General features: G+C 49.5%; 8 protein-coding genes. 1 reads left to right on the top strand and 7 read right to left on the bottom strand.

Annotated features, from left to right (window positions below):
* Positions 1 to 14: 14 nt before the first annotated feature.
* The 7 genes from HV334_RS14620 to HV334_RS14645 form a co-directional block, all read right to left on the bottom strand.
* Complete coding sequence (locus HV334_RS14620; protein WP_181220544.1) at positions 15 to 8,597, bottom strand: glucoamylase family protein; 8,583 nt, start codon at positions 8,595 to 8,597, stop codon at positions 15 to 17.
* Between the two features lie 156 nt (positions 8,598 to 8,753).
* Entirely contained in the window at positions 8,754 to 8,918 is a 165-nt protein-coding gene (locus tag HV334_RS25185; protein WP_175299807.1) for a YnfU family zinc-binding protein, read from the bottom strand.
* 696 nt (positions 8,919 to 9,614) lie between these two features.
* A complete protein-coding gene (locus HV334_RS14625; protein WP_016152691.1) occupies positions 9,615 to 9,788 on the bottom strand; it encodes an addiction module toxin, GnsA/GnsB family in 174 nt (57 codons plus the stop codon).
* Between the two features lie 206 nt (positions 9,789 to 9,994).
* Positions 9,995 to 10,225: a hypothetical protein gene (locus HV334_RS14630; protein WP_019076503.1), complete on the bottom strand. Its 231-nt coding sequence runs from the start codon at positions 10,223 to 10,225 to the stop codon at positions 9,995 to 9,997.
* A 73-nt stretch (positions 10,226 to 10,298) separates the two neighbouring features.
* On the bottom strand, positions 10,299 to 10,487 hold the full coding sequence (locus HV334_RS14635; protein ID WP_104651946.1) for a cold-shock protein: 189 nt from the start codon (positions 10,485 to 10,487) through the stop codon (positions 10,299 to 10,301).
* A 10-nt stretch (positions 10,488 to 10,497) separates the two neighbouring features.
* The gene (cspG, locus tag HV334_RS14640; RefSeq protein WP_003841958.1) at positions 10,498 to 10,710 is read right to left on the bottom strand and encodes a cold shock protein CspG; all 213 of its coding nucleotides are present in this window, start codon (positions 10,708 to 10,710) and stop codon (positions 10,498 to 10,500) included.
* Positions 10,711 to 10,994: 284 nt separating this feature from the next.
* A complete protein-coding gene (locus tag HV334_RS14645; protein WP_146050115.1) occupies positions 10,995 to 11,225 on the bottom strand; it encodes a DUF2514 family protein in 231 nt (76 codons plus the stop codon).
* An 825-nt stretch (positions 11,226 to 12,050) separates the two neighbouring features.
* Between HV334_RS14645 and HV334_RS14650 the strand changes: the two genes are divergently transcribed.
* The gene (locus HV334_RS14650; protein ID WP_181220545.1) at positions 12,051 to 13,142 is read left to right on the top strand and encodes an FUSC family protein; all 1,092 of its coding nucleotides are present in this window, start codon (positions 12,051 to 12,053) and stop codon (positions 13,140 to 13,142) included.
* Positions 13,143 to 13,227: the final 85 nt, after the last annotated feature.

Consider the following 13,227-nt stretch of genomic DNA (forward strand, 5'->3'; position numbering starts at 1 on the left):
GTCCGGACTCAGTGTCAGTTCTGAATAATCTCAACCGTATGGTTTTGTCCATCATCCCGCAGCGGTATTCTGTCATCAGGGAGGAGAACACCATCCAGTGTAACGCGATATTCTGCATCGCCGCGTGACACACTAATCTGATAATGGCTTTCGCCATATTGATAAGCCATAGAAAAAGACGGCCACCCATCCGGCAACCGGGCATGAACCGTAAGGTCAGCACCGGAACGTTTTATCCCCAGTAATTCCTCGGTAAGTAAACGCCAGGCCCAGCCTGATGAACCGGTATACCAGCTCCATCCGGCACGTCCGATATGGGGAGCGACGCTGTAGACATCAGCGCTCATGACATAAGGCTCGGCTTTATAGATCCCGACGGAGTTCACATTCAGAGTATGATTTATCGGACTGAGCATGGACCAGAGTTGCCAGGCACGATCGGCATTCCCCATTCGGGCAAATGCCATCACAGCCCAGATAGCGCCATGTGTATACTGCCCTCCGTTTTCCCGCACACCAGGCAGGTAGCCCTGTATGTAACCCGGATTTGGACCGTGCCCATCGAAAGGCGGCGTCAATAGTTTTATCAGTCCCCCCTCGCTATCCACAAGGTGCTTATCCAGCGCCTGCATGGCCTTTGCGCACCGTCCCGGGCTAGCGGCCCCGGACAATACTGACCAGCTCTGGGCAATCGCATCGATCCGGCAGTCCTGTGAGGCTTTCGACCCCAAGGGAGTACCATCGTCAAAATATCCACGCCGGTACCATTCGCCATCCCAGGCGTGGGCTTCGAGATTGCTTTGCAGGTGCACAGCCTGTGAACGGCACATTGAGGCGACACTTTCATCCAGCCTGCGATCAGCCAGCGCCGCAAACCGCTGCAAAATGTCGAACAGGAAGAAGCCCAGCCAGACGCTTTCACCCTTGCCGTCGATCCCCACCCGGTTCATGCCGTCATTCCAGTCACCCGCCCCCATCAGCGGCAGACCATGCTCCCCGAACTGTTGTCCATACTTAATGGCTTTGACGCAGTGTAACCAGAGCGTCTCTTCGGTACCGCTGATCACCGGCGTATCATAGGCAGACTCTTCACCAGGCTGAAGCGGACGTCCCTCCAGATAAGGAATACGTGTTTCCAGTACATCCATATCCCCCGTCGTTTCAACATAGTGGCAAACGGCAAGCGGAAGCCACAGATAATCATCGGAACAGCGGGTGCGCACCCCGTTGCCGTGTGGCGGGTGCCACCAGTGCTGTACATCACCCTCAATAAATTGCCGTGATGCACAGAGGATTATCTGTTCTCGCATCCGGTTCGGATCAGCATGGCTCAGCGCCAGCGTATCCTGCAGTTGATCGCGAAAACCAAATGCGCCGCCGGACTGGTAGTAACCGCTGCGAGCCATCAGGCGACAGGCTACCGTCTGGTACAATAGCCAGCCATTCACCAGTAAATTTACCGATGTGTCGGGGGTGTTAACCGCGATTTTATCGAGCACATTGTGCCAGTGGTTGTGAACCCGGTTCAGCTCCTCGCGGACCGTCTCCTCATTCATATAACGGGCAAGCGTCTCCTGAGCTCGAATATGATTCTCCTCTGCGCCGAGGATAAAAATAAACGTCCTCTGATCGCCATCAATTAATGTTACCGCCGATTGTACTGCCCCGCAGGGATCCAGACCGGCGCCCGTTTTACCTGAAAGCCTGCGTAGCTTCATGACCGACGGGGCGTGCAGAGAACCATTACGACCGATAAACTCCCGGCGATCCCCGGTCAACGAACAGTCATTACCGCTTACGGCAAAAAAGGCAGTACGACCGCTACCGTTATCACCATAAAAGTTGTTCGCCAGCACTCCGCAGCCGCCAGGCGGTCTGGCCGCATGAGTCACAATGTGAGGGGCTGAGCGAGTTCGTGTTCCTCCGAGCGTCCACTCCACATAGCCGGTGACGGAAAGTTTGCGTGTCCGCCCCGAAGAGTTACTGAGCGTCAGGAGCGCCAGTTTAACCGGCGCCTCTTCGGCAACCAGGACCGTCAGCTCGCTGTCTATACCACTCTCTCGATGGGCAAACACGCTGTAACCGAAACCATGGCGGGTCAGGTAATCACCATGTCCGCGAACAGGTAAGGCCGTCGGTGACCAACACTCACCGCTCTCTTCATCGCGCAGATAAAACGCCTCGCCGCTGCGATCGCTCACCGGGTCGTTCTCCCACGGTGTCAACCGGTATTCATGTGCATTCTCATACCAGGAGTAGGCCTGTCCCGCCTCTGAAATCACAGTGCCAAAACGGGCATTTGCCAGTACGTTTGACCAGGGTGCCGGTGTCTGCGCATCTTCCCGCAGGACAATCTGATATTCCCGACCATCCTGAGAAAATCCACCGTACCCATTGAAATGGCATAACTGACTGATATCGGGACTCCAGTCCGTATGTTGATTACGCTCGCGTACAGCCCGTGGAATGAGTGCTCTGGCCTGAGGTTTAAGGGTGTGAGTACGCTGATTAAGCTGCTCATTAATACTGCCTGTGCGGTCATCAAGATAAAGACAGGCCACGCTCATCAAAAGCAACTTATCCTCAGCAGAGAGATGCTCGCCATTACGAACAAAAATACCGCCCGTTTTGTCCAGCAGGCTGGCTTCAGACCCGGCATAAATTAAGTCCATAATCTGATTTTGTAAGCCCTGCTGGTAGCCGCCGGGACTGTTATTCAGGATAACCAAATCAACATCCAGCCCTTTCTGTCTCCAGTAACGGTGCGCCTGAATCAGTGTGGTCACTGAAGCAATACTTTCCTCGCTGGTAATACTGATCAGCACTATCGGCAGATCGCCTGAAATTGCCCAGCCCCACAGACCGGACTGACCACGCCGGTTGCGGCTGATCGCCTGGCCTTCGGCGCGCAGCTCCTGGACAGGGTAAAGCACCGCGCTGGCAAGACGATTAAACAAAGTGGCATCATCTTCACTGGCGTTCATCTGGCGTAACACCACCAGACTGTGAGACCAGGCCAGTTCAAAGACGCGATCAGCGATAGGGTAATCGCGGTATTTTTCCAGCAACGCCAGGCTCTGCTGGCGGGTCTCGCTGATGCCATAAATGATATCAATCGTGACCGGCTGCCCCGGCTGCAGAGTGATGGTGTGGCGTATTGCCAGGATCGGATCCAGCACTGACCCCGACGTGTTGCTGAGCGCCCCGCCTGCCTTTATTGCCTGGGCATCCGCAGGGTTTCTGCCACGACCAAGAAATTTTGCCCTGTCTGTTTCAAACGAAACGTTATGAAGGTTATCGCCATGCACTACCATCATGTGAAACAGGCAGGGACTCGCTTCACCCGGGGAACGCGGGCGCCGGTGGCAAAGAATAGCGTCACGCTCAGGATCCAGTTCCGTCTGAATAAACAGATTGCTAAATGCCGGGTGTGCCAGATCGCTGGCTTCAGGCGCCAGTACCACTTCGGCATAGGTTGTCAGTTCCAGAGAGCGAGGCTGGCGACCACGATGAATCAGTGTGAGTCGTCGCAACTCAATATCATCCTCCGGGGAGATCACAACCTGAGTTTTGACGCTGAGCCCATCGAAAGTGCGTCTGAATTCAGCACTCGCATCGGTGAATATCACTTCCTCGTCATGCCCGCTGGTGTGGGCTGTCGGTTGCCAGGTATTGCTCGACACATTCCCCGTCTGTATATCGCGGATATAGCAAAATGCTCCCCAGTTATCGCGGGTGGTATCACTGCGCCAGCGCGTAAGCGCAATATTATTCCAGCGACTATAGCCGCCGCCGCCCGTGGTCAACATCAGATGATAATGGTTGTTGGACAGCAGTTGAATATCCGGGGCTGGCGTGTCCACGCCATAGAAAATACGGGGTTCATAGCGAACGGGTTTGACCCTGCCCTCATGAGATTCAAAATGACGGCGCGGACTGTACAGATCGACTGCATCCGGCACGCGTTCCTGTAACAGCAGGCTCGCTGATCGGAAGACCGTACTGGACATGAAGCGTTCAGTCATCGGGGCGTCAAGTAGCACATGAGCCAGCGCCTGAAACGCCATGCCCTGGTGATGCGCCATCCAGGACTGAACCACCGCATAGAGCTGACCGGTTGCGAGGCGAGAGGGAGTATAGTCCAGCGCTTCATAAAAACCGTATTCACCATGTGCGCCATTTTTTTGCAGCCTGATCAGGTTCTCACAGGCTTTCTGTGGGGAGACCATCAACGCCAGCAGTGTGGCGTAAGGGGCGACTACCATGTCATCGGCAAGCCCCCTGCGCAGGCCGAGACCCGGCACACCAAATGCCTGATATTGATAATTATGCTGAACATCAAAAGCATGATAACCAGACTCTGAAACGCCCCACGGTACTCCGCGTTCTTTCCCCCAATGAATCTGGCGCATAACCGCCGACTGACTCATTTCATCGAGCAGGCTGCCAGGCCAGGTGGGCATTACCAGATTCGGCATCAGGTATTCAAACATTGACCCGCTCCATGACATCAGGGCGGTTTCATTGTCAATGGTGGTGAACAGTCGCCCCAGCGCGTACCAGCTTTTAAGAGGCAGTTGATTAGTGGCAATGGCAAGAAAGCTGGTCAGGCGGATTTCAGACGGCAGAAGATCGTAGTGGCTCTTGTCAGGCATATTCGTGTCACAGTTATAGCCAACACTGAGCAGACTGGTTGCTTCGCTATACAGAAAGGCGAAATCCATCCGGGCATGCTCATCCAGCCGTTGTTCAAGTTCAGTGATAATATTGAGTCGCATCCGGGCCTGCTCCGTCGCTGACGCCGGGGGGGTTCCTACACCAGTAAATGTTGCGCGGGCAAGCTCGCACAAAGTCGGCAGCGTCTGTTCGTTCCAGGATGCAGGTAACCAGCCAAGCAGCAGCGACCACTCATGGCAAAGCTGAACCAGTTGATGCTCCAGATGTCCTGCCCAACGCATCTGAAGAGGAGATCCCTGATGGCATAGCGTGTTCAGGTGGTTGCACTGGGTGCGCATATTTATCAGCTCGCTGATAAATGTCTGCGGAGAGAGCGACACCGCGCTCAGGCAGTGTTTTCGCAGCAACCGCAAGCTGTCAGGCGGGTTCTGACCCCACTGTTTTTCCAGAATATCCAGCGTATCGTTCAGTCCTGCCAGTATCTGTTGGCGGTTTAAAACTGGCTGATGACGCATGGCGGACAGCCCTGCACGCAGGGTCAACAAATGCCCTGCCATGTTGCCGCTGTCGACGCTTGAGATATAGCGTGGGCTGAGGGGGGCCAGCGTACGAGTGTCATACCAGTTGTAGAGATGGCCCCGGTAGTGCTCCATTTTATCCATTGTGTCGAGCGTGAGCGACACGCGCCGGAGCACTTCCCCGCCGGGCAGGTAGCCAAAGTCCCATGCCGTCAGGTTAGCCATGAGGGAAAGGCCAATATTGGTAGGAGAAGTTCGATGGGCCACCGTCGGCTGCGGTATTTCCTGGTAGTTATCAGGCGGAAGCCAGTTCTCTTTTTCTGTGGCAAAGGTTTCAAAAAACGCCCAGATTTCACGGCTTGTCTGGCGCAACAGCTGTTTTTGTTCCGGATTGGGCGAAAACACCTTACGCGCAGGCTGGCGACTCAGCCAGCTCATCAGCAGCGGTGCCACACACCATAACAAACCGGTCGGCAACGCAATCCCCAGCAGTTGTGGAGCAAATTGTCCGGTCAGTATTATCAGCATCACACCACATGCAACATTCAGCCACATCGCCTGATAAAAACGCGCGACAGTGGGTCCGGCCTGATTGCTGTCCTGGCTGTGGCTGACCCACTGGCTGAGGTGACGCCTGCTGATCCCCAATCGCCATAGCGTCACGGCGATCGCTTTTAGCGAATATCCGGCTTCGTGCGGCAGTATCGCAAAATTAAGGCCGATACCTGACAAACGCTTCAGCGCACCCGCCCCTACCAGTAACAGATGCGGCTTCAGGCGGCGACGTAGAGGTTTATGCAGCAGGTCATGGGTGATGCAGAGGATGGTTGGCAACAGCCATATCAGCGACAGTACGCCCAGCCAGTAAACCGGATTAGGTACCCCGAGCAGGGTGAAGAACAGCAATACCAGTAATGAGGGGGCGACCAGACTGCGACGCAGATTATCGAGTAATTTCCAGTAAGAAAGCGCAGTCAGCGGATTCCTGGTCCGGGTTCCATCGGCTCTTCTGACACGTGGTTTCAGCCAGTTAAGCAGTTGCCAGTCACCCCGGATCCAGCGTGAACGACGTGCAACATCCGACAGATAATTATTCGGGTACTGTTCATAGAGTAACACCTCACTCAGCAGACCCGAACGTGCATAGCATCCTTCGAGTAAATCATGGCTGAGAACCAGGTTTTCTGGGCAGGTGTTGGCAGTGGCCTGCATAAAAATGTCAACATCGTAAATCCCTTTGCCCACGAACGATCCTTCCCCAAAAAGATCCTGATAGATATCCGAAGACATCATCGAATAGGGATTATTGCCCGGTATGCTGCTGCGCATGGCGGCGTAACGTCCCTGACCGTTGCGTGGTATCTCCTCCGCAAGGCCGGGTTGTAAAATGCCAAATCCTTTGACAACCCTCTGGCGTACCGGATCATACTCTGGCGTATTCAGCGGATGCGCCATTGTCGCGACCAGTTTGTGCGCCGTATCGCGCGGCAGCACCGTATCACTGTCCAGGGTAATGACGTATTTAATGTGGCCCGGTAAAAGGTTAGCAGGCATGTCTGCAACGCTGACGAATTGAGTCCCTGGATGGCGCAACCAGCTGTTCAGTAACGCCAGTTTTCCCCGTTTGCGTTCATAGCCCATCCACGTTCCTTCCGCGGGGTTCCATTCAGGCTGGCGGTGTAGCAGATAAAAACGTGGGCGGCTGGAGGGATAGCGGCGATTCAGCGCCTGCGTATCGGCGATCGCCTGTCTGAGCAGCATCTGGCTTTCCGGCGAGGGTTCATTTGCAGAATCAGCGAAATCAGTGAGCAGCGCAAACCTGAGATTTTCGTTTTCATTCCCCAGCCAGCAGACTTCAAGACTGGTGAGGAGTTGGCTGAAACTTGCGTGGCTGGTCAGCATGCAGGGGATGACTAACAGAGTGGCGCTGTCAGGTGGAATGCCGGTTGAGAAATCCATCCGCGGCAAGGGGCGAGGAACGCGAAAACGGGTGGTGGCGTCACTGAGTAAATCGCTCATCAACTGAGTTACAGCGATAATCAGAGGGAATATCACCGCGATCAACAGCCAGTCTGCGCCCTGCATAGCTGTTTCATGCAAAATTGCCGCGGTCGTTGCGGTTGTCAACAACGCCAGGCTTCCAAGCCATGACAGCAGGGTTATTCTGTTGAAACTGTGCCGCAGGCGCATGAGCCTTGAGGTGTCTGCTAACAGATGAATTTCCAGCGCCTGCCGACCTTCGCCTGCGAGATAATAACCAACATGATGTTCCAGTGTATCGGGAGCACTGTTTCCTGAAAGCGTCAGCACCCTGTCAGCAACTTCAGGCTCGCTGAGACCACTGTCTCTGGCCAGTACCTCAACAACGTGCCGGTAATGATCCCGGGTATTGAAGTGCATCCGAGGATAGATACCGGCAGGATCATTGCGTAATGCCTGTTCGACGACACTTATCGTTTCGGCGAAATCAGCCCAATCCGTTTCACTCAGTAATCGCAGACCCGCGATGCTGTTACTGACAGATAGCTGGCTGGCGGCAAGCTGTTGATTGAAATTATGTATGAGAACGTCGGTGGTGATCCCCTGTTCCCGAAGGCACTGATCAACCCAGGTCAGAGGTAACGACAGCGCATTGCCATGCCCCTGCAGACGCCGCACCAGCTCTGCGACAAACGCACTGGTTAACGTAGGTCGGGAGCGTGCCATATCGGCAACCACCATGATTAAATCGCCAGGGGCATTCTCTGCACATCCGAAAATCTTTGTTATCCACATATCAGCCAGCGTTCTGTCCTGCTGCGCTTTGATCACTTCGATACTGATACGACGAAGATTTTCAATCAGCGCCAGGCGCAGCATTCCCGGTAACGCCCAGACTTCACCTAATGTCAGCGGGGTCACCTGTTGATAGGCGGTGAGATAGCTGGTCAGGCTGGCGGCATCCCAGCGCCCGTCACCGTGAGCAATGGCCTCTGATGCAATATTGTAAATTCGTGGGCAATTCAGCGGCGACATCAGCGACGGGAGACCTTTACCAAAGCTTTTCGGCAAGTGCTGGCGGACAGTGCGGATTTGTTCCTCAATCAGATAATAATTGTCCAGCAACCACTCCCCGGCAGGCATGATGCTGGTCTTTTTACCCGCGTTAAGCTCATAACAACTTTGGGTAATGATGGCCTCATTCTCGCCGAGTCTTTTTAGAAGATAATAAGGATGTTTATCCGGCGATAATTTATGGGTCCGTGCGAGCTTCTGACCGTAGCGTTCCATCTGGGCGGTCGAAAAGAGTTCTGACTGCAGAGTGCTTTCACCGGCAGGATCGTTCGCCGAAAACGTTACGCTTTCGGGAGCATTCATCGGAATATGGGAGCGGTTAAACCACGCCCTGGGGTTCATTTTCATAGCATTGCTCTGATGCAGAGTTAGCATGCAGGAGCAGTTGCGAAATCAGTTCAGAAACGTTCTCTCAGGATGGGCGTAAGGCATCAGGGATTTTACAGCTGCCGGGATTTGACTTAAGTATAGAACACCGGGTTTAGGTGCAACTAAGTGTCAGGGTTATCGTGGTGAAACAAACAGTGTTTTACAGCCAGGACACAGCATTGTCTGCTTAAGGCGAATTTTAGAAATAGATTGGGATGAACGTAAGCCGCAGGCCGGGCAGATGACAGTAGTCGTCGATACGCCGCCGAGGTACTTCATTGCGTAATCGATGAGAGACATGGTGATTACCCTTTCGATGAATGAGATTCACTGTACCACGTTTGGATAAAATTTAACCATTTAATTTATCGTCCTATTCTTTATCCAAAAGGGGGATATCACAGGGTAGATGACGACGTTTGCCAAGATAGATATTTGCAGCCACAGGGGCCGTTGAGACCGTTGACCCGCCACTCTTGGATACGGCTCCCTGCAGCCCGCTCTGGTATACAATGACCCGCTTCGATATTTTTTCCGGGAAATACTATGATATTTACCCTGAACTTTTCCTTTATGCCTTAGTCTAATAATCAAATCCATCTGAAATGAAGAAAATTTATGATTACCAGCCTTTCATTGGTATTTACCGTCATTACCGCTCTGTGCATTATGTTGTTTGCTGCGGTAAAAGTAGGAGTTGGGTTATCTAACAATCCCGACCGAAATGATAATTAACCCATTCGCAGGCTACTACGTCATCCCACTCCCCTCAATGTGATACACACTGACCACGAAATTTCCGACAAGTGCATTCCCTGCCCTGAGCCAGCAGTAGCCCGATAGCGCGGGCTGGCATCGGAAAGGCCCCATTAAAAAGTCATGACTTGTCTCTATGATTAAAAATGAAGGTTTTGACAACATCCAAATTTTTTGACAGCAATAAAAAAGCATTACCTTTTAAGATAATGCTTTTCATTCAAGCTGGGTTTTTAACGATTAGATCAATGTAATTTTAATATCATAGCTTTCAAGCCCAGTCATTTTTTCACGAGCAGTAAACTGGATGTCGGAAACTTCTTTTCCTGTCTTTTTTTTGAGTTCAACAATTTTTTTTGTAATGAATTCAGAAATATCCGCTTCAGTTTTTGTTTTTAACTCTTCGACGTTCATTATTTACCTCTCTTGATCTCTAACGTATCAACGCCAAGTATGTAACATTCCCCGTGGAGCACTTATAACAGCGCTGACATGTTTAAAAGATAGAATGGAAAGACTCAATAATCAAGAGGTTGCAGTACAATCTTCATACAAGAAAAGCGCAAAACATCTGCAAACCACTGGACTACTATCTTGGTCGGTAAAGAAACAATCAGATGTCACTTCAAAAGCTTCGATGCTGCCTCGAGAATCTCTTCGGAACTGACATCGCGATCAGAGGCAACATAAACTATTTTATGGTCTCCTGTCAGAGATGGAAATCCTGCTGACATCACGGACAGGTGTGCTTTTTCCCCATTGGGAAACTCACGCATTATCGAAGTAATTCCCTTCATTACGGATACAACAACTGCCGGTTCTGAGTTAAAAAAAACGATTACTTTTTTCATAATGATACCGTGATGGTTCGTACAGAGATGAACGGTTTAGCATACAAAAAAGGCTCCATAAGGAACCTGAACTTTATTTTCTAAAATCTAACAAAGTCTGACCAGAACGAATGTATAGCGCAACATTGTCAAATGTAATCATTACCGATTTGCAAAAAATACATTTTGCTCCGAAAGGATTTTTTTCAGTAACATCAAAGCTCGACGTTCTGTACTGAGATCCGTGGCAACACGGGCATCTGAAGTGAATATGATGTGTAATAACAGTTACCTTATACAGCCACGACATTAACTGCTGAGGGGCCTTTAGGTCCCTGTTCAACACTAAACTCAACTTCCTGATTCTCATTCAGCGTCTTGAAATCGTTACTCTGGATAGCAGAAAAGTGTACAAACACATCTTTACTGCCATCTTTAGGGGTGATAAACCCAAAACCTTTTTCAGGATTGAACCATTTAACTAAGCCAGTCATTTTATTAGACATAATTATTACCTTTCTTGAGTAAGCCCTTGGGCAGAATGGTCCGAAAAAAATCATCAGAGAGAAAAGCCAGCAAGGAAATCTCAACAGGAACAAGAAATAAAATTATTACAGTACTTGCTTTAGATAAATTCGTTACAAACCAAGAATTCATTAACGCATGATTAACCAAACATAGCAAGATTTAGTTTTATAGGAAAATCGCACATGATTTTTATCATAAAAATGAATTTAAATAGCTTAAATCGAAAATTATGTCATGCCGCTTAAGACCTTTATCTATCACCCTAAGTTTTCAGGGATTTTGACTCACGGAAGAGTCGTATTTCCTCCATCTCAGCATAATATTTAGCTTCTACCACGAAATTTCCGAGCATATCAGAGAGGATTACAACGTCAGCTCCTGCTGTTTTGCTTTTGGCAGGAACGGCAAGATTTCCGGTGTGCTTTGCGGCATTCAGGCGGCGGGCAAGCTTTGTTGCATCGGTGCGCAGCCGGTAAAGAGTGACAGAAAGGATAGAAAAAGCCGCATATGGCTGCCTGGGTTATATTTATCAGTAGATTGATCGCGTCTTAATGCCCGGCTGACACTAAGCTCACTATAACAATGCAAGAATCCTATTGTTGGTGCAAACGCACCGTCATAGCGCATCACTGAAACAATATGAAACAATCAAACAATCAATGCCCATGCTTTTTTGTTTGTTGTTGACATTTAAATCTGCCATTAATTAGGAACTGAATCTGTGGAGGATATTTATGCTCAAACTTTTCCATTACCATTCTCAATACTGGATATTTCTCGCACTTGCACTTTCTGTTTACGTAGTTGCTTTTCGATAACACATGAATAGGTTGTGTACTGCTTCCATCTAATGTAGCCAGAACTTATATTTCATGAGCTTTGGTCCGGGCCTTAGCTCATCAAAGTGCATTGTTATTAATATAATGATACCGTTGCTGATATAAAGCCGTGCACAGACACAATCTGACCTGTTTTGCTTAGCCTTATAACAACCTGTAAAAGAAAACGTTTTATACATGCTAACCAGTATTTTGGAAGTCCACAACTTTTTAATATCTGTCAAAGTCAACATGTTGAATTTAAGTCAGGGGCCACTCAAGATGTGTAGAACCGCATACCACCATAATGGCAAATCCAAAGATAATGTGGGTATTAAAAATTACGTCTTCTTTCGCTACTGCATTAGCAATTGATTAACAATAACCTATATCAGGCATCGCCCTCCTTTTTTATAAGTTAAAAAAGTAAGACGAGATTATTTTTTCAGTGTATATCTGAACATTCTTTATAATTCTGTCTATGTTAAAGATTTTAACTAATGAAAAACAATATTTTTTCCATTGAACGGAATAAACCGATAAGTCCTTTAGAACTTAAGATTTACCGCAACTATCGCGTAGTTCATGGGATCCGTATTGCTTTAGCATTTGTTATAACTTTCTTACTAATAAGAATGTTGAATTTACCAGACCACTCCTGGCCCCTGATTACACTGATTGTGGTCATGGGACCAATTAGTTACATGGGCAATGTGATACCCAGGGCACTTGAACGTATGGCGGGAACTGTAGGAGGTGCGATTTTGGGGATCATCGCATTACACATTGAAATGTACTCTCTCACTATGATGATGCTGTGGTGTGGATGCGCAGCTTTCCTTTGTGGTTTTCTGGCCATGAGTAAACGTCCCTATGCCGCATTATTGATTGGTATCACGCTGGCGGTTGTCAGCAGCGCTCCTGCAGGAGACTTACAAACAGCATTGTGGCGAAGCACCAACATTATTATAGGATGCATTCTGGCGATGTTGTTTACCAGCATTTTTCCCCAAAGAGCATTCATTAACTGGCGTATACAACTTGCTGACTTTCTTTCTGATTATCTAAAAATAACAACTGCGGGAGTCTCCCGAAACGTTCTTGCGCCTCCGAGAATGACCAAACTTCAAACGCGAGCGCTGAATAATGTAGTAAAAATGCGCAGTCTTATTACACCAGTAAATAAAGAAACAAAGATTGCGAAGAGTCTACTTGAAGATATTCAATCGATAACCCGCGATATGATAGCGGCGCAAAAATTTCAGATAAATGCCCACTGGGCATCCCGTGGCAGTCGATTTCTCATATTGAATACTCACACGCTGTCAGATATGGAACAAATGACCCGTAGCACCCTCAACACCCTCGCACATGCCTTGCATGAAGGAAACCCAACGCCGATAGCATCAAATAGCAAGCATCTTCTCGAAATTACTAAAGAGTTGCATTGTCTTTTGCTCGCCAATGAGGGCGAGGAAATCATTGAAAGCGCCGTTCACGGATATGTTTGGTTGAGCATTCAGCTTGCTATCCAACTTGAAGCACTATCAACCTTAATCACAAAAGCGCTTACAGAACCGATTTTTTCCTGATAAATATCAATATTTCTCTTATCTCATCGGCCTTTTGACCGTGCAAGGCATGACTTTTCCGTTCGAGCAAATCAATGATATTCCC

Origin of the sequence: Citrobacter sp. RHBSTW-00944, from assembly GCF_013615435.1 — a bacterium.
Taxonomy (GTDB): Bacteria; Pseudomonadota; Gammaproteobacteria; order Enterobacterales; family Enterobacteriaceae; genus Citrobacter; species Citrobacter braakii.

Coding starts and splice junctions, on each gene's coding strand:
- HV334_RS14650 (WP_181220545.1), top strand. CDS start 12,051: ATGAAAAACAATATTTTTTCCATTGAACGGAATAAACCGATAAGTCCT.
- cspG (WP_003841958.1), bottom strand. CDS start 10,710: ATGTCTAATAAAATGACTGGCTTAGTTAAATGGTTCAATCCTGAAAAA.
- HV334_RS14625 (WP_016152691.1), bottom strand. CDS start 9,788: ATGAACGTCGAAGAGTTAAAAACAAAAACTGAAGCGGATATTTCTGAA.
- HV334_RS14620 (WP_181220544.1), bottom strand. CDS start 8,597: ATGAAAATGAACCCCAGGGCGTGGTTTAACCGCTCCCATATTCCGATG.
- HV334_RS14630 (WP_019076503.1), bottom strand. CDS start 10,225: ATGAAAAAAGTAATCGTTTTTTTTAACTCAGAACCGGCAGTTGTTGTA.
- HV334_RS25185 (WP_175299807.1), bottom strand. CDS start 8,918: ATGTCTCTCATCGATTACGCAATGAAGTACCTCGGCGGCGTATCGACG.